A 20,081-nucleotide genomic window follows, 5' to 3' on the forward strand; every position below is an offset into this window, starting at 1 on the left:
TCCCCTGCGGGGGAGCTGGTCAGGCGCTCTGCTCGATGGACTTCTGGAACTCGCGGGCCATCTGCTCCAGGCCCTTGTTCCTCCATTCCGACCAGAAGGGTTTCCACTCGCTCAGCTTCTTGCGGCCGCTGACGATGTCGTTGACGAGGTCATTCGCCTCGGTCGACATCCGCCCGTAGTGCTGCGTGAATGCGTCGGAGTAGTGACCGACCGTGGGATCCGGGATGCCGGTCTCGACGAGCTTCTTCTCCATGCCGTAGACCGTGCGGACGTCGTCGACGCTCTCTTTGCCGGGGAAAGATGAAGCGAGGAGCGCGAACGGCGCTGTGGTCGCCGTTCGCAGCCCGCTGTTGAGGCCCTCGACCTGCTGCTTGCCCGCCTTCGAGTACTCAGGAAAGCCCTGGTCGTTGTATGTGAACGTCTCACCCTCGGTACCGAATTCCAGGAATTCGCGCTCCTTGGTGCCGAACGGCGCCGCCAGGTAGTTGAGCAGTTCGAGCATCATCCGGACGCGCTTCTCGTCGCCCTTCCTGATGGCCGTGTATCCGATCGTGCCGCGGTGGAGATGATGCTTGGGCCGCCGGCCGCCCGCCGCGAACGGGATGAGGACCTCGGCGCCCAGCTCGGGGTCGTTCACACGCGTCTTCACCCGGGCGTCATAGGGGCTGGAGTAGACACAGGCGCCGATGGAGCCCTGCGCCATCTTGATGTACGCGTCGGCCATCTTCGGGTCGCCCGGGTAGAAGACACCGGCCTTCTTCAACTTCAGGACGAAACTGAGGGCCTCTATGTACTCCTCGGTCTCCTGGTAGAACGTCAGCGAACCGTCCTTGTCGACACGCCACTTGTTGGGTGCGCCGTAACACTGGCACATCACGTTGACCGCGTTCACATAGATCGGCTCAAGTGCCCACACCTTGCTCCCGGTGACTTCCTTGCACTTGGACAGGAACTCCTCGGGACTGCTCGCGGAGAGGCCGTCCGCCTTCTCCCAGATCTTCGGGTTGCCCCCGTAGACCTGCCCGAACGCCGGATAGGGACTGGGGGCGCCCCAGATCTTGCCGTTGACGACCGCGGTCTTCCAATGTGCCGGTGTCATCGCGGCCAGGTTCGGATAGTCCTTGACGGCATCCCCGGAGACGTACTCCGTAATGTCGGCGCACTTGGACTCCAGGAGCTCCGCGATGTGCTGGAGCCCCTGGTTCGGCGGTATCCACATCAGGTCGGGCAGATCGCCGCCGGCGATGACGGCCGGGAACTTCTGCTCGTAGCCCGGGTCCGTGCCGAGGATCGCCGAGAGGTCGAAGCCGATCTCCTTGTTGAGCTTCTGCCAGTAGTCGTTGCGGCCCTTCGGCAGCGGCGGCTGCACCCAGATCTCGGTGAGCATCGAGACCTTCGAACCGTCACCGGGCGGTTTCGGCACGCTCCGGATCAGCTTCTCCGGGTACTTCAAGAAGCCTGCCGAGAGACCCTTCGCATTCGGCGGGAGATCTGGCTCGATCTTGGTGAAGGGGACATGTGCGGGCAGCTTCACCTTCGACGAGGCCGCCTCGCTCTTCTTGTCGGCGGCCGATCCGCAGCCGGTCAGAGAGGTCATGGTCGCGCCCGCGGCGACTGCTGTGGACACGCTGAGGAAGGTACGTCGGGACATGCCGGTCATGGGATTCTCCGCAAAGGGGGTGGGGGAAAGGAATTCAGCCCTTGATGGCGCCGGTGAGCACGCCCTTGGTGAAGTACTTCTGCAGGAACGGGAAGAGCAGCAGGATCGGGATGAGCGCGATCATGACGACGGCCATGGAGATCGACTGCTGGGGCGGCATGTGGCTGACGCCGAGCTGGTCGCCCGAGATGGACTTGCCCTGGACGACGTAGGTGCGCAGGACAAGCTGGATGGGCCACTTGCCCGAGTCGTTCAGGTAGAGCATCGCGTTGAAGAACGCGTTCCAGTACGTCACCGCGTAGAAGAGGCCGACGACGGCGACGACTCCCTTGGAGAGCGGAAGGACGATGCGGGTCAGGATCCGCCAGTCGCCCGCGCCGTCGATCCGCGCCGCCTGGTAGAGCTCCTCGGGGATATTCATGAAGAACGCCCGCAGGACGACGAGATTGAAGGCGTTGATCATGACGGGCAGGATCAACGACCAGTAGGAGTCGAGGAGTCCGAGCTCCTTGACCACCACGTACATCGGCACCATGCCCGGCACGAAGAGGAGCGTGAAGAGCACCATCAGGAGGATCGGCTTGCTGCCGGGGACGCCGCGCTTGCTGAGGCCGTAGGCGAGCGCGATCGTCGTCAGGAGCGAGAGTGCCGTGCCGACGAGGGTGACAAGGATGCTGACGACGACGGCACGGGAGACGATGCCTCCGGAGAGGATCGTGCGGTACGCCTCCAGGGTCGGCTCCGTGGGGAAGAGGACGAAGCCGCCCGCCTCGGTGATCTCCTTGCGGGAGGCGAGGCTGGTGGAGAGCACCGTGACGAAGGGCAGGATCATCACGGCGCAGATGACCGTGATGACGACGGCCTTGGCGGTCGAGCCGATCTTCGTGGGCGGCTCTTCCCAGGCGGGCCGCTCCTCGCGGGCCCGCGGCGATCGCAGGGGGAATCCGAAGCTGCTCATTTGCTGTACACCCCGTGCTCTCCGAAGGCGTGGGCGACCTTGTTGGCGCCGTAGATCATCAAGGCCCCGATGACACCCTTGACCAGGCCCGCGGCGGCGCCGACGCCCCAGTCGCCGTAGACGACGCCGTGGTAGTAGATGTACGTGTCGAGGACTTCCGACGCGCGGGCCCCGACCGCGTCGCGCTGGAGCAGGAACTGCTCGAAGCCGACGGAGAGGACATCGCCGAGGCGGAGCACGAGCAGCATGATCGTGACGCCGCGCACGGCGGGCAGGGTGACGTGCCACATGCGGCGCCAGCGTCCGGCGCCGTCGACGGCCGCCGACTCGTACAGGCTCTGGTCGACGCTCGCGAGAGCGGCCAGGTAAATGATCATGCCCCAGCCGATGTCCTTCCAGATCACCTGTCCGGTGATGAGGAGGGAGAAGGTGTCGGGGTCGGTCATCACGTCCAGGGCGGACATGCCGTGGTCGCTCAGGTAGTTGCTGAAGAGTCCCGCGCCGCCCAGGACCTGCTGGAAGAGCGCGACGACCAGGACCCAGGAGATGAAGTGGGGCAGATAGACGACGCTCTGCACGAACTTCTTGATCCGCGGGCTGACCAGGCTGTTGATCAGCAGGGCGAGGGCGAGCGGCGCCGGGAAGAAGAAGATCAGCTGGAGCGCGGCGAACGCCAGGGTGTTGCGGACCGCCTCCCAGAACGCCGGGTCGGCGAAGAGCTCCTGGAAGTTGGCGAGGCCCACCAGAGGGCTGTCCTTGAAGCCGATGAAGGGCTGGTAGTCCTGGAAGGCGATGACGTTGCCGAGCATCGGCACGTAGAAGAAGAACAGGAAGAAGAGCAGGCCCGGGGCCATGAGGGCGAGCATCACCCAGTTGTTCCGCAGTCGGACGCGGAGCGGGACACGGCGGTGGCGCGGCGGGTCCTGGGACTCCGGACGCGACTTCGGATCCGACCCGGATGGTGGCGGCGACGCGGCGCGTGGCCTGCGTTGCGTTGCTGGGGATGTCACACGTACTCCCTGGCCTGGCGGCACGACGGAACAGAAAAGTGGCAGCCGACAGCCCGGACGGCCGTCGGGAGTCGGCCAATTAAGAAGCCAACTTGCCTAAAGAGAGCCACATCATCGAAGCGTGACTCCCGCCCGTCAACCACCTTCCGGTCCTAGAGAGTTGGATTTTTCTGCGCGGCGTGACCGATGTGCTCCAGTGCGAGACGAGCTGCCCCGATTGCGGTTGATTCCTCGCCGAGTACGGAGGTTTGGACCGTCGGCCGGTAGGGGCAGAGCGCGCCGAGCCGTGCCGCGAAAGGCTCGCTGAGCAGGGCGCCCGCACGCGAGATCCCGCCGCCGAGCACCACGGACTGCGGGTCGAGTACGGCGACGTGGCGGGCCAGACTGTCGGCGAGCGCCTCGGCGAAGGCGCGCAGGGTGTACTCGGCCCCGCCGTCGCCCGCCGCCGCGGCGGTCACCACCGCGCGGGCGGCGTTCTCGCGCGTCGGCCTGTCCGCGCCCTGGTGCCCCGCGAACCAGTCGAGGAGCCGCTGGTAGCACCGCTCCCAGCCGTCGCCCGCGACCATCTCCCCCGCCGCGCCACGGTGTCCGCGGTGCAGTTCACCCCGGAGCCAGAGGCCGATGCCGAGCCGGTTGCCGACGTACAGGTACACGCAGTCGTCCGCGCCCACCGACACTCCCCCGGTGCACTCGGCGAGGGTCGCGAGCTGGATGTCGTTTCCCACCACGACGGGGCCGTGACCCGGATCGGCGAGTTCCCTGGTGAGGTCGAGGCCCGTCCACTGCGGCAGCGAGTCGCTCTCCACCACCCGGCCCGCCGCGTCCACCATGCCGCTGGTGCCGACGCCGGTCGCCAGCGGGCGCACATCCGCCGCCGCGGGCTGGGCCAGGCAGCCCGCGATCGCCTCACGGACGGCGTCGAGGCGCTGCTCGGCGGGGAGTTCGGGCGTGACGGCGACGCGCTGGGTGGCCACTGTCCGGCCGAGCAGGTCGGCGGCGTGCACCAGGATCTTGTGCGCGCCGATGTCCACACCGAGGACGTGCGCGGCCTCGGCCCGGAACCGAAATCTGCGGGCGGGCCTGCCCACACTTCCGCTGCCCGGCGTCAGCTCCACCAGGTGGCCCTCGCGCAGCAGCTGGGCTGTGAGGTCCTGAGCCGTGGGGCGTGACACCCCGATGAGCGTGGCGAGTTCGGGCACGGTGATCTCGTCCCGCTCGCGCAGCACGCGCAGGGCGGCCGCCGTGTTGAGGCGGCGCAGCAGCGACGGGTCCCCGCTCATCGCGTTCATGGCGGTCACGGCGTTCGTGACAGGCGTAGAACTGCTGGGACTCGTGGGTTCCTTCTTCATGGACTCCCCTCCCGGTCTCCCCGATTCAAGGCGTCCCCCTTGACAGCGCGATCGGTTGATCTCCAGGGTGACCCGGAGCGATTGAGAAACTTACCTAATAAATAGCGCCCTTGGGGGAGCACAGATGGGTGAGACTGGTCATCCGGAGCTGGCATGCGGGATCGGCTCCTGGGACAGCGACGTCTACGGTAACCACCGGCTTCTCGTACGTGCCGACATCCGAGACACCGCGGCCCCGGCTGTCGCGGCCGAACTGCCGTGGCGGCGCCAGGACCCGGACCCCGGGGCGGTGGACGTGATCGTGGTCGGTCCTTCCGGGGAACGCGTGCGCAACACCGTGGCCGTGGAGGTCACCGCCGAGGCGGGGCGCATCGCCTTCGAGCCGGTGGACGGCCCCGGCACCTACGCCGTGCATTACCTCCCGTACGCGCACACGGGCAAGCCCTACTATCCGCAGGCCGCCTACCGGCCCCCGACGCGGACTGCGGACCCCGGCTGGGTGCACCGCTGCGGCCTGCACCACGCCACAGGCTGGGAGAAGCTGCCGCGCGCCGAGGCCTTCGGCTACGAGGCGGCGAGCGCGGTCGACTCCTTCGCGCCGCTCGGCTTCGCGGCGACCGAGAACGAGCGCACGAGCCTCCATCGGGCCTACGCGGACGAGCGGTTCCTCCTCTTCGGCGAGGACCGCACCCACCCCCTCGGCCGCTACGAACGGCTGCCCGCGCGCTGGGCGCTGGCCACCCCTTACGCACCGCTCGACGTCATGGCGGACCGCGGGGAGTTCCACGCGGTGCAGGTCGGCGTGTACGCGCTCCAAGAGCTGACGGACGTACGGGCCGAGGCCCGCGGGCTTCCCTTCTCCGTACGGTGTCTCAGCACCGGCGGCATCGACGCACGCGGCCAGGCCTTCGAGCGGCGTGTCGCGATCGGCGCCGGGTGTGCTGGGGCCCTGTGGTTCGGCGTGGAGGTTCCCCAGGACGCTCGACCCGGCCTGTACGAGGGGGAGATGGCCGTCAGCGCTCCCGGCACCCCGGAGCGCGTACTGCCGCTGCGCCTCACCGTCGGCCAGGACGTCGTCGCAGACAGCGGCACCGGAGAGCCGTGGCGGCTCGCGCGGCTCGGATGGCTCGACTCGGCGCTCGCGCAGGACGACGAGCCGGTGGCGCCCTTCACCCCGGTCGAGACGGCGGAGGAGGGCGACGGCCTGCGCCTTTCGATGCTCGGGCGCACGGTCGAGCTCGGCCCGGACGCACTCCCCCGGCGGCTCGTCTCCACCTTCACACCGACGGTCACACGCGTCGACGGACCTCCCCGCGACCTGCTCGCCGCACCCGTCACGCTGGACTTCGGCCGCCCCGTCGAGCGGGGTCCGATCAGCCTTGACCGGCTCGGCCCGGCGCGGGTGCGCTGGTCGGCACGGGCCGCCGGACAGGACGTACTCCTGCGTACCGAGGGCGAGTTGGAGGCCGACGGCTTCCTCGTGGTGCGCGCCACGGTCGAGGCGACCGCCGACACCGAGCTCGATGTGACGCTGGACGTGCCGGTCCACGAGGAGGTCGCGCGGTACGCGATGGGGCTCGGCCTGACGGGCCGGGTGTGCCCGGCGACGTACGACTGGAGCTGGGACACGCCCACCCGCAACCAGGACGCGTTCTGGTTCGGCGACCCGGCGGCGGGGCTCCAGCTCAGCCTGCGTGACGAGCACTACGCGCGGCCGCTCAACACCAACTACTACCGGGAGAAGCCGCTGCGTGCACCGCGGTCCTGGGCGGGCGACGGAGCGGGCGGGGTGCGGCTGCGGACGAGCGAGGGAGTGCGCCGCCTCTCCGCCTTCAGCGGGCCGCTCGCGCTGCGCGCCGGCGAGAGCCGGCGCTTCGAGTTCCGGCTGCTCCTGACCCCGTTCAAGCCGCTCGAACCGGGACGGCAGCTCTCCGAGCGCTACTTCCACGCGTACGCGTCGCCCGCGGAGATCGCGGAGTACGGCGCGAACGTCGCCAACCTGCACCATGCGACGCCACCCAATCCGTACATCAACGACCCGCTCCTCGGCGCCGACGCCCTGCACTCCTACACCGAGGAGGCGCACCGGCTCGGGATCCAGGTGAAGGTGTACGACACGGTGCGCGAACTGACTCGTCACACACCGGAGTTGCCCGTCCTCGCGTCACTGGGAGACGAGATCTTCGCGCCGGGGCCCGGGGGTGGGCACGCATGGCTGCGGGAGCATCTGGGCGGGGACTATGTGCCCGGGTGGGTGGCGCCCGACGTGGGGGACGTCGCGGTCGTCACGTCCGGTGACTCGCGGTGGCACAACTCCTATGTGAGCGGGATCGAGCGGCTGCGGCGGGTCGTCGGGATCGACGGGCTCTATCTCGACGACGTGGCGTACGACCGGACGACCATGAAGCGGGTCCGCAAGGTCCTGTCCGCTTCCGGTGAGGCGCCGCCGCTGGTCGATCTGCACTCGTGCAACCAGTTCCGCGAGCCGGACGGGTTCGCCTCCAGCGCCAATCTGTACGCGGAGCTGCTGCCGTACGTCGATCGGCTCTGGCTGGGAGAGCTCTTCGACTACGACGGTTCTGACGGTGCGGACGGCTCCGGGGGTGATCCCGCGTACTGGCTCGTCGAGATCTCGGGCGTTCCCTTCGGCCTGATGGGCGAGATGCTGGAGGGCGGCGGAAACCCCTGGCGCGGCCTCGTCTTCGGGATGACGGCGCGGGCGCCCATGACGGACGTACGTCCCTTGTGGCGGGCCTTCGACCAACTGCGGCTCCCGGAGGCGGAGATGACGGGGTGGTGGGCCACCGGCTCATCGCCGGTGCGGACCGGCCGGGAGGATGTCCTTGCCACCACATGGGAGGGTCCCGGAGGAACCGTGACGGCGCTCGCCTCCTGGGCCCGGGAGGCGGTGGACGTCGTCCTCGCCACGGACTCCGGTCCCGTCGCCGCCTGCGCTCCCGAGATCGAGGGGTTCCAGCCGGAGCGGAGGTTCGCCGCGGGCGAGGCGATACGGGTGGAGCCCGGGCGAGGGTGGCTGGTGCGGGTCGGGTGAGCGGTTGGCGCAGGACTCACTGACCATCATCGGGCAGCACGTCGGTCGAGACCGGTCGAGACCCGGGTGACCACGGCTGGCAGGAAGGTCTCGGGGGACCGGGCTCCGCCGGGAAGGTCTCCCGGCGGAGCCCGGTCTCGGCGATGTCGGACACACCCCGCCCGTTCTGCCTCACAGACAGGAAGGCGGTGCTCGCCGCGCCGTCGAGGTGCGCCCAGGGCGGATCCTTCGGGCCGCGCCCCGGTTACTCGCCCATCACCAGGCCGTCCTTCCCGGCCCCCCGGCTCAGGACGACGCGGCGGATCCGGTCGCGGATGTCGGCGACGTCCGCGCCGCGGGCCAGTGCCGCGTTCAGGTTGGTCGCGCGCCCCGTGCCGGTGTTGAACCACTGGGGGATGAACTCGGCCTTCTTGACCTCCCAGCGTCCGCCGGGGGCGGCGGGCGGGGCGAAGGTGAAGCGGCCGAGGGTGCTCTGGTTGCCCCGCGGGTCGTTCTCGCCGTCGTGATTGATCATCTCGCCCGCGATCTGGTCGCCCATGCCGTAGATGACCCAGGTCTTGTTGACCTTCTCGTACGCCTGAGGGACGTGCGCGTGGGTGCCCAGGATCAGGTCGATGTCGGCTCGGCCCCGCGTACGGGACGCCGTGAGCTGTTTGCCGAGGCTCAGCTGACGGCGGTCCGGGGTGTTCTGCCACTCCGTGCCCCAGTGGACGGAGACCACGACCACGTCCGCGCCCGCCTTCCGGGCGGCGCGCGCGTCCGAGATGATCCGGTCGCGCTCCATGAGGTTGACCGTCCAGGGCTTGCCCTTGGGCAGCGGATATCCGTTCGTGCCGTACGTGTACGCGAGCTGCGCCACCTTCGCGCCGCCCGCCCGCAGCCAGGCGGGGGATCTGCCCTCGGCGGCCGTGCGGCCCGAACCCGCGTGTTTGACGCCTGCCTTGTCGAGCGCGCCGAGGGTCCGGCGCACCCCCGCGGCGCCGTCGTCGAGCGTGTGGTTGGAGGCCGTGGAGCAGGCGTCGTAGCCGGTGGCCTTCAGGGCGCGGGCGATCTGGGGCGGGGACTTGAAGCTGGGGTAGCCGGTGTAGTCGCCGTTCGCGCCGTAGACCGTCTCCATGTGACAGATCGCCAGGTCGGCCTTGGACACGACGGGTTCGACCCCCTTGAGCATCGGCACGAAGTCGTAGCCGTCGCCGCCCGCGTCGGTGTTGGCCCTGCTGATGATCGAGGAGTGCGGGAGCACGTCCCCGGAGGCGACGAGCGTGAAGGCGCGGGGGGCGTCCTGACCACCGCCTGCCGCCGACGGCGCGGGGGGCGGAGCATCCCGGCCGTCCCCTCGTGCGCCGCCCGGAGGCTTTTCGCTCTGTCTCTTCGGATTCGGCTCCCGCGCGGGCTTTTCATTCGCCGTACAGGCGGCGGTCGTGGCGAGAGCGGCTCCGATCATTACCGCCGCCAGAACAGCTGTTCCCTGTGATGTGCGCTGCGTCATCGACCAGTCTCCGTGAATGGGGGATAATCGGCTAAATGAATCCACATTCGGACACAAGGTCGAGTCAAGTAGCAATGCCGTCATAGTCCCTGAAACAGAGTCAAACCGTCGGGCCATGTGACACGAAGAACAGAGGGCTCCCCACCTGCGACGAAACCGGGGGCCAAGTCAAGCCTTCGCAAAGTGCCTTGCTCAGGGCACCCTTCGGGTAATCGGCTGTCCTCATCCGTGTTCCGGATTGGGGTGCCAGAGGCCGGCGACGCGCACGGATCGGAGGAAGGCGAGACGGGATGCTGCACGAAAGCCGGGGAAACACAGAAGGCCCAAGCGACGGCGAACTGGCCGTGCCCATGGCATGGCTGTACGCCGAGTACATCGCGGACGAATTACTGCGTACCGGCGATTTGATGCCGCCGGCATCTTTCGAATACCGCGCAGGGCGTGATGCTCTGGCCCTGACTATTTTCCTCTCCGACACGAAAAACGAGCTGTCGGGCATCCGCGTGGTCTCCCAGCTGGAGACCTGGCTGTCCCTGACGGCGTACGACCAGCCGTGGCAGGACTGGGTCGGTGAGCGGATGGCCGTGCTCTGGGCCGACGCGATCACCTCGGGCGAACCGGCGCCCGACCTCGAACTGGCCGACCTGGCGTGGCGATGGCTGGAGGAGACGGAGCTGCTGGCCCCCGATCTGGACTCGGTGCCGGGCGGCGGCCCCGGCAGCGAGGACGACGGGCCCAAGGTGTGGACCGCGGCGTGGCGCCTGGGGCTGCCGCTGGGGCACCTGGCGATCCATCTGTTCTGACCACCCGTTCCGACCACCTGTTCCGGCCATCTGTTCCGGCCACCTGTTCTGATGCCACGACAGCGACTCTCCGGCGCCACGTACGAGTGTTCGCGTCCCACGCCTTGAGTGATTCGTCGGTCCATTGCGTACGGGAGGGCAGGAATCACCCCCTGCCCAACTCGTCACGCGAGGAACACCATGAGGCCCCTGGAGCGGCATCGCGACGCCGGCGCCTACGCGCTCGGTGTCCTCGACGCGGCGGACACCTTCCGCTTCGACGATCACCTCATGGACTGCCCCGCATGTCAGGCCCTGGTGGACGAACTCAAACCGGCGGCGCGGCAGTTGGCCGCGTACGACCGCCTCACGCCACCCCACGTCGAACCGCTGGCCGTGCCGGGCCCCGGGCTGGCCGACCGGCTCCTCACCGAGACCGGACGGCTGCGCAGGACCGGTCGCAGACGGTGGCTGTGCGCGGTCGCGGCAAGCGTCGTGATCGCCCTCGCGGCCCCTGTCACGGCGGTCCTGAGGGCCCACGGGCCGGGCCCGGAACAGATCACCGCCCGGGACGGCCGCACCGGCGTCTCGGCGACCCTGACCGCGCGGGGCCGCGACTGGGGCACGGACATCGGGCTCCGTATCCGCGACCCGTACAGCGCCCGTGTCTGCCAGCTCGTCGCCGTGGGCGACGACGGCTCCGAGCAGACGGTGACGACGTGGAAGGCGCCCGCCGCCACATCCGCGGGCGGGCCCTCCGCGGGTCTGTCGACGCGGGGCGGCGCGGCCATGCCCCGCGAGGACATCGCCCGCTACGAGGTGCGCTCGACCGACGGAGAGCACTTGTTGACCTTGCGCCGCCCCTGAACTCCGCACGGCACAGGCCTACTTCAGCAACCGCGACATCCTCCGGTCCGCCAACGGCTTCCCGCCCGTCTGGCACGTGGGGCAGTACTGCAGCGAGGAATCGCTGAAGGAGACCTCGCGGATGGTGTCACCGCACACGAAGCACGTTTCACCGGTACGGCCGTGGACCCGCAGGCCACTCTTCTTCTCCGCCTTGAGGCGGCCCGCCGCCACTCCGCGCGAGCGCTCCACCGCCTCGGTCAGGGTGGCCCGCAACGCCACGTACAGCCCGTGGACGTCCTCCTCCGTGAGGCTCGACGTGAGCTTGAACGGGGACATCCGGGCCGCGTGCAGGGCCTCGTCGCTGTACGCGTTACCGACGCCCGCGATGAAGCTCTGGTCCCTCAACGCGCCCTTGATCTGGCGGCGTTCGCCCGCCAGGAGCCCGGCGAAGCGGTCCTCGTCGAAGTCCGGCGTCAGCGGGTCGGGGCCGAGGCGGGCGATGCCCGGGATCTCTGCCGGGGCGTCGGTCACGTACACCGCGAGGCGTTTTTGCGTGCCCGCCTCCGTCAGATCGAAGCCCTCGCCCGTCTCCAGGGCGACACGCAGCGCGAGGGGGCCCTTACCGGGGCGTGGCGGGCCGTCGGGGAGGCGGTCCTTCCAGTGCAGCCAGCCCGCGCGGGCGAGATGGGTCACCAGATGCAGGCCGTCCGCGTCGAGGTCGAGGAACTTGCCGTGGCGCGCCACAGCGGTGACGGTGCGGCCTTCGAGGGCGGCCAGCGGTGGCTCGTACGTCTTCAGGACGCTGATCGCCACGGGCAGCACCCGGACGATCTCGTAACCGACGATGTGGTCGGTGAGGAAGGCACGCAGCGCCTCGACCTCGGGAAGTTCCGGCATCCGCTCACTCCTGTCCCTGTTGTTCCGGCTGCGCCGTCCGCGCGCCCTGATGCTTGTCTTCCCCCTGCCCCCGGCTTCCCGGCGCGGGCACGACGAACTCGCACCACACGCACTTGCCGCTGCCTCGCGACTCGACACCCCACACGTCCGCCAGCATGTCCACCAGAAGGAGCCCCCGCCCCGACACCCCCGACTCCCCCGCCTCCCTGCGCCGCGGCAGTGCGCTGGAGGAGTCCTCGACCTCGACGCGCAGGCGCCGGTCGCTGCCACTGATGCCCCGCAGGGTGACGATCGCCGCGCCATCGGTGTGCATCAGGGCGTTGGTGATCACCTCGTCCGCCACCAGCTCGATCTCGTCGGCGCGCTCCCGGGCGCCCCAGGCACGTACCGCCGTGCGGATCATGTGCCGTGCCTCGGCGAGCGCCTCCGGATCCCCGGGGCCGACATGCTGCTGGAGGCGGCCGCCGGACCGGGGCGCGTCGATCATGCGGCGGCGCAGGAGCAGCAGCGCCGCGTCGTCCTCCCCGCCCCGCTCGTCGACGATCGAGCAGAGGCGGTCGGCGAGCTGCTCCAGGTCGCGAGGGCCCGTGCGGGCGAGCTCGCCCAGAGCCCGCATCCCGTCGCCCAGATCGACGCCCGGCTCCTCGATGAGGCCGTCGGTGAAGAGCAGCAGGGTCTGGCCCGCGTCGAGCTCGAAGGTGGTGACCGGGTAGTCGAGGCCGCCGAACTCGGCCGAGAGGCCCAGCGGCAGACCGCCGTCGACCGGCACCCTGCGGCAGCTCCCGTCGGCATGCCGCAGGAGCGGGTCGATGTGTCCTGCCCGCACCAGCTGGACGACCCCTGTCGTCAGGTCGGCCTCCGCGTAGAGGCAGGTGGCGAAGCGATCGGTGTCCAGCTCGTGCAGGAACCCCGAGGCGCGGGCCATCACGGTGGCGGGCGGGTGCCCCTCGGCGGCGTAGGCGCGCAGCACGATGCGCAGCTGCCCCATGACGGCCGCCGCGTGCGTGTCATGGCCCTGTACGTCTCCGATGACCGCCCCTACACGTCCGCCGGGCAGCGGGATCACGTCGTACCAGTCGCCGCCGATGTCCCGGCCGAGGGCCGCCGAGCGGTAACGGACCGCGATGTCGGCGCCTGGCACACCGGGGATGGTGCGCGGCAGCATCGCCTGCTGGAGGCCCTGGGCGAGATCCTTCTCCTGCTCGTAGAACATGGCGCGCTGCAGGCTCTGCGCGATACCGCTGCTCAAAGCGACCAGGACGTCGCGCTCCTCCTCGGTGAAGCCGGTCTTGTCCCGGTAGAGCAGGCCGAGCACACCGATCGGCCTGGCCTGCGCGATCAGCGGCAGGTACGCGGCCGATCTGATGCCCAGCTTGTCGATGTGCGGCCAGAGCTCCGGGTACGAGGCGGCGAACTCCGCGTCCGTCTCGATGAAGCGCGGCGAGAGCGTGCGCACGGCGTCGCTCATCGGATACCGCTCGTCGATCCGCGTGAACTTGGTGCCCGGCACGAAGCTGCCCTCGGGTCCCTCCGCGACCAGGCGGATCCGCCCGGCCTCGACCAGTGCCATGACCAGGTTCGAGGCTCCCAGGTGCGCCAGGCCGTGGGTGTCCTTGAGTACGTCGATGACGTCCCGGACGGTACGGGCGTGCGCGAGGGCCACCGTGGTGCCCTGCACGATGCTCGTACGGCGGCGCCTGTCCTCCTCCTCGTCGGCGCGCTGGTGCCGGGCCGTGCTGTCGCCCAGTTCCTGCGTGGCGTCGCGGACGACGCCCACGATGCGGTACGGACGGCCCGTCCCGTCACGGTGGATGAACCCCTGGGTATGGGTCCAGCGCAGGCCGCCCTCGCGCGGCTGTACGCGGAAGTAGACGCCGTAGGTCTCGCTGCCGTCCTTCAGCGCCTGCGAGACAAGGGCGTCGAGGCGGTGCGACTCGGCTGCGGAGACCCTGATCGCGAGGGTCTCCGGGCGGCCGTCGAACTCGTCGGCCCGCATGTCGAAGACGTCCAGTGCCGAGGCGTCGAAATGCAGCAGGCGACTGTCGAGGTCCCAGTCGAAGCAGCCTGTGCGGTTGGACGCCAGGATCGACCGTGGATCCGCTGGCCAGTCGTCCGGCAGTGACGTGGGCGTCATGACACTTCCTGATTCTTCGCCGTCGGGCGCGAGCGCGCACGCCGGGCGAGGGAGCGCCGGCCGGCGGGGACTGTGGCGAACGGGTGACGGACGAGGGGTGCGCCCTGGGGCGCCGGGCCGGTTGGGCCCAAGATGGTCCTGTGGAGTGGTTCACCGCAGATCAGTACTGGCTCGGCCGCCTCGTCTTCCAGCGGGCTCTCGCCGCGGTCTACCTCGTCGCGTTCCTGGGCGCGGTGCTGCAGTTCCGTGCGCTGATCGGGGAACGCGGCATGCTTCCGGTGCCGCGCTACGTCGAGCGCGTGCCGTTCCGTAAAGCACCGAGCCTCTTCCAGCTCCACTACTCGGACCGCTTCTTCGCCCTCGTCGCGTGGACGGGCTGCGCTTGCGCCCTCGCACTGCTCGCGGGCGCCGACAGCCGCCTCCCCCTGTGGGGCGGCATGCTGCTCTGGCTCGTGCCGTGGGCCCTGTATCTCTCGATCGTGAACGTCGGGCAGAGCTGGTACGGCTTCGGCTGGGAGTCGCTGCTCCTGGAGGTGGGCTTCCTCGCCGTCTTCCTCGGCAACGACGAGACGGCACCGCCGGTGCTCGTCCTTTTCCTGCTGCGCTGGGTGCTGTTCCGCGTCGAATTCGGGGCCGGACTGATCAAGATGCGCGGCGACGCGTGCTGGCGGAAGCTCACCTGCCTGGACTTCCACCACGAGACACAGCCGATGCCGGGCCCGTTGAGCTGGTTCTTCCACCATCTGCCCAAGCCCGCCCACCGGGTGGAGGTCGCGTCGAACCACTTCACCCAACTCGTCGTCCCTGTACTGCTCTTCACACCGCAGCCGATCGCGACGGCGGCGGCCTGCGTCATGATCGCCACTCAGTTGTGGCTGGTCCTCTCGGGGAACTTCGCCTGGCTCAACTGGATGACGATCGTGCTCGCCGTGTCCGTCCTGGACTTCGGGGCAGCGGGAGCGCCGTCGGACTCCCCCGCTCCCCCGCCGCTCTGGTACGAGGTGGTGGTCATCGCGGTGACCGTCCTGCTCCTGGCCCTGAGTCACCGGCCCACGCGCAACCTGTTCTCGCGGCGGCAGATCATGAACTACTCCTTCGACCCCCTCCATCTCGTCAACGCGTACGGAGCGTTCGGCAGCGTCAGCCGCGTACGCCAGGAAGTGGTCATCGAGGGCACCGCGGATGCGACACCCCGCCAGGATTCCGAGTGGCGGGAGTACGAGTTCAAGGGGAAGCCGGGTGATGTGCGCCGCTGGCCGCGGCAGTTCGCGCCGTACCACCTGCGGCTCGACTGGATGATGTGGTTCGCCGCGCTCTCCCCGGCGTACGCGAGGCCGTGGTTCGGCCCGCTGATCGAGCGGCTCCTGGACGGTGACCGGGACACCTTGCGGCTGCTTCGCCACGTCCCGTTCCCGCCGGACGCGCCTCCCGCGTACATCCGCGCCCGCCTGTACCGCTACCGCTACACGACCTGGCGTGAGCTGCGCGAGACGGGCGCGTGCTGGGAGCGGACGTACGTGCGGGAGTTCCTGCCGCCGACGCGGGTCGACGCACCGCGCTGAGAGTCAGAGGCGGTAGACGCGAGCGGCGGTCCCGGCGAACAGGGCGGCGCGCTCGCTGCCGCTCAGCGACTCGGTCAACCGCCGTGCGGAGTCGACGACTTCGGCATACGTGGCGGCCAGGGTGCAGACAGGCCAGTCCGAGCCGAACATGAGCCGGTCAGGACCGAAGGCGTCCAGGACGGTGTCCGCGTACGGACGCAGGTCGTTAACCGTCCAGGTCTTGGAGTCCGCCTCGGTGACCAGACCGGAGAGCTTGCAGACGGTGTTGGGGAGCGCGGCGAGCGAGCGGACTGCGGTGGCCCAGGGTTCGAGGGCGCCGGATGCGATGGGCGGCTTGCCCAGGTGGTCCAGGACGAAAGTGAGTTCGGGGTGCTCCTGGGCGGCCTTGACGCAGGCGTGGAGCTGGTGGGGCAGGACGACGAGGTCGTAGGCGAGACCCGCCGCGCCGACGGCGGCCAGGCCGCGGCGCACGTCGGGCCGCAGCAGCCACTTCGGGTCGGGCTCGCCCTGGACCTGGTGCCGAATTCCTACGAGGTGCTGCCCGCCCGGGAGTTGACGCAGCCCCGCGAGCGTATCGGTGGCATCGGGGCGGGTGAGGTCGGTCCACCCGACGACACCCGCCACGAGGTCGCTGTCCGCCGCCAGAGCGAGGAACTCGGGGGTCTCCTCGGCGACGGAGACCGTCTGGACGAGCACGGTCGCGGCCACGCCTGCGGCGCGGGCCTGGGGCAGAAGATCGGCGAGCGAGAAGTTCCGGCGGATCGGCGCGAGCGCCTCACCGGTGATCCATCCCTGGTCGCGTACGGCGAGGTCCCACACATGGTGGTGCGAGTCGACGAGGTGCGGTGTCCCGGCATTCGATGTCACGGCAGCTCCCATACGACGGGGAGTCCTGCCTCCGCGCCCTCGGCCGAGTAGTCGTGCACGACGTCGAGGAGTTCGGCCATGCGCGCCTGCCAGGCGATGTTGACCGGCAACTTGTCCAGCTCGGCGAGCATACGGGCGTAGTCCTCGCACTCCAGGACGTGGAAGAGATCGGTGCCGCTGCGCCAGATCGTCCAGGATGTGGCGCCCGCCGACCGGATGGCGGCGACCAGCTCGGCGGGCACCTCGCGGTGCGCGGCGTCGTACTCGGCGAGGCGGTCGGCTCGGACCTTGGTGTGCAGGGCGATTCTCACTCGGGATCCTCTCCGGGCAGAACGGGTACGGGTACGTGGGCGGGCAGCAGCCCCTCGGCGCGGGCCTCCTGCCAGAAGCCGGCGGGGACGGCGGCCGAGAACTGCGCCGCCGCGTCACGGACCTCGTACGGCGAGCGGGCGCCGACGAGGACGGTGGCCACCGCCGGGTGGGCCAGGGGGAAGGCCAGGGCCGCCGCACGCAACGTGGTGCCGTGCCGCTCCGCCATCGCCTTCAGGTGGCGGGCGCGGTCCAGGAGGGCGCGGGGCGCGGTCGTGTAGTCGTAGGTCGCACCGGGTCTAGGGTCGGCCAGCAGACCCGAGTTGAAGACACCGCCGATCACCACCGCCCTGCCGCGCTCCTGCGCCGCCGGGAGCAGGTCGGTCAGGGCGCTCTGGTCCAGGAGCGTGTAGCGGCCCGCGCACAGCACGGCGTCGACGTCCGTGTCCCGGACGAAGCGGGTGAGCATCGCCGTCTGGTTCATGCCCGCGCCGATCGCGCCGATGACACCTTCGGAGCGCAGCCGCTCCAGAGCCGGGTAGCCCTCCCGGAAGGCCTGTTCCGCGTGGTCGTCCGGGTCGTGGAGGTAGACGATGTCGACGCGGTCGAGGCCCAGGCGGGTCAGGCTCGCCTCCAGGGAGCGGCGAATGCCGTCCGCGCTGAAGTCCCAGACGCGGCGGTGCGTCGCGGGCACGGCGAAGCCGTGGTCGAGGCCGTCGGCCACCGGCCCCGGCACTGCTTCGGGGAGACGCTCTTCGAGGAGTCGGCCCGCCTTGGTCGAGAGCGTGTACGTCTCCCGGGGGCGCGCCCGCAGCGCCTCGCCCAGCCTGCGCTCGGAGAGGCCGATGCCGTAGTGCGGTGCCGTGTCGAAGTAGCGGATGCCCTCGTCCCAAGCCGCGTCGAGCGCCGCGACCGCCTCCTCGTCGGTGATCGGCGTGTAGAGGTTGCCGAGGCCGGCGGCGCCGAAGGACAGCTCGGTCACCTCGACGCCGCCGAGCCCCAGCGTGCGCCGGGGTATGCCGCTCACCGGCCCGCCGGCCGCAGCCGCAAGCCCTGCATTCCGCCGTCCACGGCGAGCGCGGTGCCGGTGGTGGCGCCGGAGAGGGGGCTGGCCAAGTAGGCGATGGCGCCCGCGACCTCGTCCGCACGGACGAGGCGCCCGGTCGGCTGGCGTGCGGCGAGAGCGGCACGCTCGGCCGCCGGGTCGGGCGCGGCGTCCAGGAGGCGGCCGACCCACGGGGTGTCCACGGTGCCGGGGTTGACGCAGTTGACGCGCACCCCCTCACGCACGTGATCTGCCGCCATGGCGAGCGTGAGGGAGAGCACCGCGCCCTTCGACGCCGAGTACAGGGCACGCTGCGGCAGGCCCGCGGTCGCGGCGATCGAGCAGGTGTTGACGATCGCAGCGCGGGTGGAGACACGCAGGTGCGGCAGGGCGGCGCGGGTGGTGCGTACGATGCCGAGGACGTTCACGTCGAGCACCTTGTGCCACTGGGTGTCGTCATTGTCCTCGACGGTGCCCTGAGCGCCGATCCCCGCGTTGTTGATCAGTACGTCGAGTCCGCCGAGGCCGGCCGCGGCGGCGGCGACGGCTTCGCGCACCGAGGCGTCGTCCGAGACGTCGGCGCGGTAGCCGGTGAGCGGCTTCTCCACGCCGGCCGGGTCGAGGTCGAGCACCGCCACCTGGGCGCCGCGCGCGGCGAGCAGTTCGGCCGTCGCCCGTCCGATGCCGGAGGCTCCACCCGTGACCAGGGCCTTCAGGCCCTCAAAGTCCTGGACGTCCGTCATGCGGCTGCTCCTTTGCCGTGTGCGTGGTTGCCGGGTGCGAGATTGCCGGGTGCGAGGTCGGCGGCCCAGAAGGCGCCGTCCGGATAGGTGAACTCGGCGAGCGACTCGGCCCGCATGGCGGCCGAGAAGCCCGGTGCGGTGGGCGCCATGTAGTGGCCATCGCGCAGCACGACCGGGTCGATGAAGTGGTCGTGGAGGTGATCGACGTACTCGATGACGCGATTCTCGGTGGTTCCGGCGAGCGCCACGTAGTCGAACATCGACAGATGCTGGACGAGTTCGCACAGGCCCACGCCACCCGCGTGCGGGCAGACCGGGACGCCGAACTTGGCCGCGAGCAGCAGGATCGCCAGGTTTTCGTTCACTCCGCCGACGCGGGCCGCGTCGATCTGCAGGACGTCGATCGCGCCCGCCTGGAGAAGCTGTTTGAAGACGATGCGGTTCTGTACGTGCTCGCCGGTGGCGACCTTGACCGGGGCGACCGCCTCGCGGATCGCCGCGTGGCCCAGGACGTCGTCGGGACTTGTGGGCTCCTCGACCCAGTACGGGTCGAACTCGGCCAGGGCGCGGGTCCATTGGACGGCTTCGTCGATGTTCCAGCGCTGGTTGGCGTCGATCGCCATCCGGATGCCGGGCCCGATCGCCTCGCGGGCGGTACGGCAGCGGCGTACGTCGTCCGCCAGGTCCGCCCCCACCTTCAGCTTGATCTGGGTGAAGCCGTCGGCCACGGCCTGGCGGGCGAGGCGGGTCAGCTTCTCGTCGCAGTAGCCGAGCCAGCCGGGTGAGGTCGTGTATCCGGGGAAGCCTCGCTCCCGCAGCAGGGCTTCCCGTTCTACGGCTCCTCCGCGCCCCAACTGGAGCATGTCCAGGGCCTCTTGAGGGGTGAGGGCGTCGGCGATGTAGCGGAAGTCGATCTGGGAGACCAGCCACTGGGGCTCGGCGTCGGCCAGGAACCGCCACAGCGGCTTTCGTGCCCGCTTGGCCACCAGGTCCCAGAGCGCGTTGACGACGGCCCCGATGGCCATGTGCATCACGCCCTTCTCGGGCCCGAGCCAGCGCAACTGGCTGTCCCCGATCAGGTCGCGGTTCAACGTCCCCGGATCGGCGCTGAGTTCCTCGACGGACCGGCCGAGCACGTGGTGGCGCAGGGACCGGATCGCGGCGACCTGGACGTCGTTGCCGCGCCCGATGGTGAACGTGAAGCCGTGCCCCTCCAGGCCATCGTCGGCGTCGGTGCGAAGGACCACATAGGCGGCGGAGTAGTCGGGGTCCGGGTTCATCGCGTCGGATCCGTCCAGCTCCCGTGAGGTCGGGAACCGTACGTCGTAAGTGTCAACCGCGGTGATGCGGGCTGGAGTCGGGGACACGGGAGGCC

The 20,081-nt window shown here is 70.0% G+C and carries 16 protein-coding genes; 4 read left to right on the forward strand and 12 right to left on the reverse strand.

The annotated features are described in order from the left end of the window. Positions 1-19: 19 nt before the first annotated feature. From ACFVXC_RS39425 to ACFVXC_RS39440, 4 genes are all read right to left on the reverse strand, one after another. Positions 20-1,627 carry a hypothetical protein gene (locus tag ACFVXC_RS39425; protein ID WP_389916088.1) on the reverse strand — a complete coding sequence of 536 codons (1,608 nt, stop codon included), beginning with the start codon at positions 1,625-1,627 and terminating at the stop codon, positions 20-22. Between the two features lie 67 nt (positions 1,628-1,694). Next, positions 1,695-2,618, reverse strand: a complete 924-nt coding sequence (locus tag ACFVXC_RS39430) for a carbohydrate ABC transporter permease (RefSeq protein ID WP_389916091.1) — start codon at positions 2,616-2,618, stop codon at positions 1,695-1,697. After that, positions 2,615-3,628 carry an ABC transporter permease gene (locus ACFVXC_RS39435; RefSeq protein WP_389916093.1) on the reverse strand — a complete coding sequence of 338 codons (1,014 nt, stop codon included), beginning with the start codon at positions 3,626-3,628 and terminating at the stop codon, positions 2,615-2,617. The genes ACFVXC_RS39430 and ACFVXC_RS39435 overlap by 4 nt, the downstream gene beginning before the upstream one ends. Before the next feature lie 152 nt (positions 3,629-3,780). Then, positions 3,781-4,977, reverse strand: a complete 1,197-nt coding sequence (locus tag ACFVXC_RS39440; RefSeq protein WP_389916096.1) for an ROK family protein — start codon at positions 4,975-4,977, stop codon at positions 3,781-3,783. A 124-nt stretch (positions 4,978-5,101) separates the two neighbouring features. Here ACFVXC_RS39440 and ACFVXC_RS39445 point away from each other — a divergent pair, with 124 nt between their 5' ends. Continuing rightward, positions 5,102-8,029 carry a glycoside hydrolase domain-containing protein gene (locus ACFVXC_RS39445; RefSeq protein ID WP_389916099.1) on the forward strand — a complete coding sequence of 976 codons (2,928 nt, stop codon included), beginning with the start codon at positions 5,102-5,104 and terminating at the stop codon, positions 8,027-8,029. A 244-nt stretch (positions 8,030-8,273) separates the two neighbouring features. Here ACFVXC_RS39445 and ACFVXC_RS39450 read toward each other — a convergent pair whose 3' ends face one another. Beyond that, positions 8,274-9,518: a CapA family protein gene (locus tag ACFVXC_RS39450; protein WP_389916102.1), complete on the reverse strand. Its 1,245-nt coding sequence runs from the start codon at positions 9,516-9,518 to the stop codon at positions 8,274-8,276. Between the two features lie 290 nt (positions 9,519-9,808). On the opposite strand from ACFVXC_RS39450, the gene ACFVXC_RS39455 reads away from it, so the two are divergent. Both ACFVXC_RS39455 and ACFVXC_RS39460 read left to right on the forward strand, forming a co-directional pair. Then, positions 9,809-10,321, forward strand: a complete 513-nt coding sequence (locus tag ACFVXC_RS39455; RefSeq protein ID WP_389916105.1) for a hypothetical protein — start codon at positions 9,809-9,811, stop codon at positions 10,319-10,321. 180 nt (positions 10,322-10,501) lie between these two features. Beyond that, on the forward strand, positions 10,502-11,167 hold the full coding sequence (locus ACFVXC_RS39460) for a zf-HC2 domain-containing protein (RefSeq protein WP_389916108.1): 666 nt from the start codon (positions 10,502-10,504) through the stop codon (positions 11,165-11,167). A gap of 18 nt (positions 11,168-11,185) precedes the next feature. Here ACFVXC_RS39460 and ACFVXC_RS39465 read toward each other — a convergent pair whose 3' ends face one another. Both ACFVXC_RS39465 and ACFVXC_RS39470 read right to left on the reverse strand, forming a co-directional pair. After that, on the reverse strand, positions 11,186-12,046 hold the full coding sequence (locus ACFVXC_RS39465; protein WP_389916110.1) for an Fpg/Nei family DNA glycosylase: 861 nt from the start codon (positions 12,044-12,046) through the stop codon (positions 11,186-11,188). A 4-nt stretch (positions 12,047-12,050) separates the two neighbouring features. After that, positions 12,051-14,180, reverse strand: a complete 2,130-nt coding sequence (locus tag ACFVXC_RS39470; RefSeq protein ID WP_389916113.1) for a SpoIIE family protein phosphatase — start codon at positions 14,178-14,180, stop codon at positions 12,051-12,053. A 140-nt stretch (positions 14,181-14,320) separates the two neighbouring features. Here ACFVXC_RS39470 and ACFVXC_RS39475 point away from each other — a divergent pair, with 140 nt between their 5' ends. Next, positions 14,321-15,742 (forward strand): lipase maturation factor family protein, encoded by a 1,422-nt coding sequence (locus tag ACFVXC_RS39475; RefSeq protein WP_389916116.1) that lies wholly within the window; start codon positions 14,321-14,323, stop codon positions 15,740-15,742. 3 nt (positions 15,743-15,745) lie between these two features. Here ACFVXC_RS39475 and ACFVXC_RS39480 read toward each other — a convergent pair whose 3' ends face one another. From ACFVXC_RS39480 to ACFVXC_RS39500, 5 genes are read right to left on the reverse strand one after another with little or no spacing between them, the layout of a single operon-like run. Then, positions 15,746-16,621, reverse strand: a complete 876-nt coding sequence (locus tag ACFVXC_RS39480) for an amidohydrolase family protein (RefSeq protein WP_389916119.1) — start codon at positions 16,619-16,621, stop codon at positions 15,746-15,748. Continuing rightward, positions 16,606-16,920, reverse strand: coding sequence for an L-rhamnose mutarotase (locus ACFVXC_RS39485; protein ID WP_389916122.1), 315 nt, complete (start codon positions 16,918-16,920; stop codon positions 16,606-16,608). Before ACFVXC_RS39485 ends, ACFVXC_RS39480 begins: the two co-directional genes overlap by 16 nt. Next, a complete protein-coding gene (locus ACFVXC_RS39490; RefSeq protein WP_389916125.1) occupies positions 16,917-17,945 on the reverse strand; it encodes an aldo/keto reductase in 1,029 nt (342 codons plus the stop codon). The genes ACFVXC_RS39485 and ACFVXC_RS39490 overlap by 4 nt, the downstream gene beginning before the upstream one ends. Then, entirely contained in the window at positions 17,942-18,706 is a 765-nt protein-coding gene (locus tag ACFVXC_RS39495) for an SDR family NAD(P)-dependent oxidoreductase (RefSeq protein WP_389916127.1), read from the reverse strand. Before ACFVXC_RS39495 ends, ACFVXC_RS39490 begins: the two co-directional genes overlap by 4 nt. Beyond that, positions 18,703-20,073, reverse strand: coding sequence for an L-fuconate dehydratase (locus ACFVXC_RS39500; RefSeq protein WP_389916129.1), 1,371 nt, complete (start codon positions 20,071-20,073; stop codon positions 18,703-18,705). Before ACFVXC_RS39500 ends, ACFVXC_RS39495 begins: the two co-directional genes overlap by 4 nt. Positions 20,074-20,081: the final 8 nt, after the last annotated feature.

The organism is Streptomyces sp. NPDC058257, from assembly GCF_042881845.1.
Taxonomy (GTDB): Bacteria; Actinomycetota; Actinomycetes; order Streptomycetales; family Streptomycetaceae; genus Streptomyces.

Excerpts from the sequence above, each read along its gene's own strand:
- ACFVXC_RS39440 (WP_389916096.1), bottom strand. The coding sequence starts at position 4,977 with ATGAAGAAGGAACCCACGAGTCCCAGCAGTTCTACGCCTGTCACGAAC.
- ACFVXC_RS39430 (WP_389916091.1), bottom strand. The coding sequence starts at position 2,618 with ATGAGCAGCTTCGGATTCCCCCTGCGATCGCCGCGGGCCCGCGAGGAG.
- ACFVXC_RS39470 (WP_389916113.1), bottom strand. The coding sequence starts at position 14,180 with ATGACGCCCACGTCACTGCCGGACGACTGGCCAGCGGATCCACGGTCG.
- ACFVXC_RS39455 (WP_389916105.1), top strand. The coding sequence starts at position 9,809 with ATGCTGCACGAAAGCCGGGGAAACACAGAAGGCCCAAGCGACGGCGAA.
- ACFVXC_RS39460 (WP_389916108.1), top strand. The coding sequence starts at position 10,502 with ATGAGGCCCCTGGAGCGGCATCGCGACGCCGGCGCCTACGCGCTCGGT.
- ACFVXC_RS39480 (WP_389916119.1), bottom strand. The coding sequence starts at position 16,621 with ATGGGAGCTGCCGTGACATCGAATGCCGGGACACCGCACCTCGTCGAC.
- ACFVXC_RS39450 (WP_389916102.1), bottom strand. The coding sequence starts at position 9,518 with ATGACGCAGCGCACATCACAGGGAACAGCTGTTCTGGCGGCGGTAATG.
- ACFVXC_RS39445 (WP_389916099.1), top strand. The coding sequence starts at position 5,102 with ATGGGTGAGACTGGTCATCCGGAGCTGGCATGCGGGATCGGCTCCTGG.
- ACFVXC_RS39465 (WP_389916110.1), bottom strand. The coding sequence starts at position 12,046 with ATGCCGGAACTTCCCGAGGTCGAGGCGCTGCGTGCCTTCCTCACCGAC.
- ACFVXC_RS39495 (WP_389916127.1), bottom strand. The coding sequence starts at position 18,706 with ATGACGGACGTCCAGGACTTTGAGGGCCTGAAGGCCCTGGTCACGGGT.